This is a genomic window from Brevibacillus sp. YAE8, from assembly GCF_057543335.1.
On record NZ_BAAIYG010000065.1, the window covers coordinates 1 to 2,636 of the forward strand.

Annotated in this window: 2 protein-coding genes; both read right to left on the reverse strand. The window is 44.5% G+C overall.

Annotation, left to right across the window (positions count from 1 at the left end; all coding sequences use genetic code 11):
• Positions 1 to 255: 255 nt before the first annotated feature.
• Complete coding sequence (locus tag AC27IT_RS27530) at positions 256 to 1,188, reverse strand: DUF4928 family protein (RefSeq protein ID WP_283858479.1); 933 nt, start codon at positions 1,186 to 1,188, stop codon at positions 256 to 258.
• Positions 1,178 to 2,314 (reverse strand): DNA cytosine methyltransferase, encoded by a 1,137-nt coding sequence (locus tag AC27IT_RS27535; RefSeq protein ID WP_283858480.1) that lies wholly within the window; start codon positions 2,312 to 2,314, stop codon positions 1,178 to 1,180. Before AC27IT_RS27535 ends, AC27IT_RS27530 begins: the two co-directional genes overlap by 11 nt.
• Positions 2,315 to 2,636: the final 322 nt, after the last annotated feature.

Sequence of the window (2,636 nt, forward strand, 5' to 3'; positions counted from 1 at the left end):
GGGTCAAGTGATCTCCTTGACGCTAGGCGTTTTCCTTCCTAGACTCCTAGGTGGTTGAAGGAGGGAAGAAGCATATGAAAATGCGAGAATAAGGGAGAAAGACTCAAATTTTAAGGGGTTAAACCGAAGCGAATGCCATGTGTTTTGCAAAACGCCCTTTGATCTTACTGACTTTAGTAGTTTCCGATGATACCTTTTTCCATCCAATTTTTAAACCATTCTGTAACTGTTCTCGATACAACTTACCCCTTACAATTATCCGATTTGAACTTTTAAACTCGGGTCTGTTTCAACCTTAGAGACAATCTGATTATAGGACTCAATGAGTTTCTCAACAGTCACCCGTCGTTTAGAAGTTTCAAAACGGCTTAGTTCATATAAGTTGGTAGCGATAAATTGCTCCACTTCCAAAATATCAATCCGCCCTTCAAGTTCATGTATGCCAGCCAGAGACTCTGCACCTGGCATACTACTATGTGTCGTAACGATAATAGGTCGCACTCCCGATTCCAAATTACGCTTGCATTTCTCCATTAGCGATTCACTGGGTGCAGTAGTTACATGAAAAACTACCTCATCGATTATAAAATCTCCACTCCTGCCACTCATCGCATCTGATACGGAGAACCCATGATGTTCAATTGTTCCTTCCGGCAGAACTAACGAAAGTTTTGCTCCAACGAGATGCTGCAATACAGCACCCGCATACATAGTACCTGGGTTTTCCTTTTGTCTTTTGTAAGCCTGCGCTAGCAGATCACGTACAATTGCCCGAAGAGATTTAGCTGTATCGTATCTCAAAATGAATGGCTGGGCAGTAAAAAAATCATGAACCCTTTCTATCCACCATTTCTCGATCATTACCATATCATCCAAGTTATCATCATGGAGACTGTTGAGGAAATGAACATATTTCTGCATGTTCCCCAAACTACCACGACTCGTCCGACCACCCTCTTCAGCAAGAGTTCTAAGAATACCGTATTCGGCCAAGATCGCTTGGACGGCTGCTTTCCCAAGACCTTGCACCTGCCCTTTGCTATCGGTAACAAGATCAGAAGGGTTTAACGGCAACCCCATAATTCTCGCCTGACGCGTCATATACACGATAGCAGCCAGCTTCCCTTTAGAAGTGATTTTGTTTTCCAACTGAAATTCTGCAAGCCTATTTCGTAATTCAACCAACATAACGATCCTCCGTATTTGCCGTCTTGAAATGCTCTGTCCATGCTGTCGCTAGAGGTGCAAGTAGTTGTTTAGCTAAAAACCGTGCAACAGGGACCGCTACTGCATCTCCCATCGCCCTGTACCCGTCATTGTAAGTGCCCGGAAGTTCATACGTATCAGGTGCTCCCATCAGTCGCGCCGTTTCACGGATTGTCAACAGCCTCGTTTTCAATACCCCGTCCTTTTTTAATACAAGAAATTGACGGCTGCTCCCTCCTTCTGGCGTACGAAGGCAACCAGCAATGCCATCAAACCGGAGCTCCAATACTTGTCTTCCATTTCGAGTTCTTTTGTACCCAGCTGCTACAATTACGTCGTCTTGCATCAGCCTTTCCATATGTCTATCTGGGATAAGCTCGAGCGTCCGATGAGTGGTCTTTTCATCATGACAAGGAGCGTCCCACTCCAATATATTGATAAGATCTTGCTTTCTAGGATCTGGTTCGGGCAAATTCCACCACACCCAGTTTTCAAGGTCTTGTGCCGCTCGTACTACCGCTGATGGTTGAAGCCAAGTTGGCCCGTCTGAAATAAGGAATGAGGGAATAACGAGATCCTCCCGAACCGCAATCACAAAAACTCTCGGACGAGATTGAGGCACCCAAAGTGCAGCATCTAAGATGACCGCTCCCACTTTAAATCCTCTTTCACGTAGTGCTTCATGCAATACCCGATAATACGCACCATTCTTTGAAGATACCAGTCCTGCAACATTTTCAGCTACCAGTATCGGAGGTTTCTCGATCATTTCATCAAAAATTCGTAACCATTCCCACACGAGGCCACTGCGCTGAGCATGGATGCCTCCTGTTAAACCGGCTAGAGAAAGATCTTGGCAAGGGAAACTCGCCCACGATAGGTGAGCAGCCGGAAGTAAATTCCCTCGAACAGAACATATATCTGCTAGGTGGAGTTGGCCCAAACCGTGATTCGAAACATATACCGAAGCCTTTTTCGGACATATATCATTCGCCCATTTAGTATAGAAGTAATCCTGCAACGCATGCGCTACAAGACCGCTACCCGCAAAGAACTCAAGGAAAGAGAAGTTTTGCATAGGGTTACGCTTTTTATTGTTCTGTGGCATCAAAACCCTCCCTTAGATAGAACTATACATGGAAACGAATGTTCCTCTTTCATTATTCTATCACAAGATCAGGGAGGCTGTAGAGAGTATCAGGATAATACAATTAATTAGGGTCTGCTGAACAGATAAAAAATACTGTAACCACAAGGGTTTTGCCTCGTTTTCATCGAAATCATGTGCAAGGAAATCGGCGATTTGATGCTAGACTTTACATTGGACACGGAGAATCGAGAGTGCGACAATAAAAGCGTTCATAATCGAGGTGTCCAACATGACGAAAAAGTACGACAGGGAATTCAAACTTCAAACCGTACGACTCATC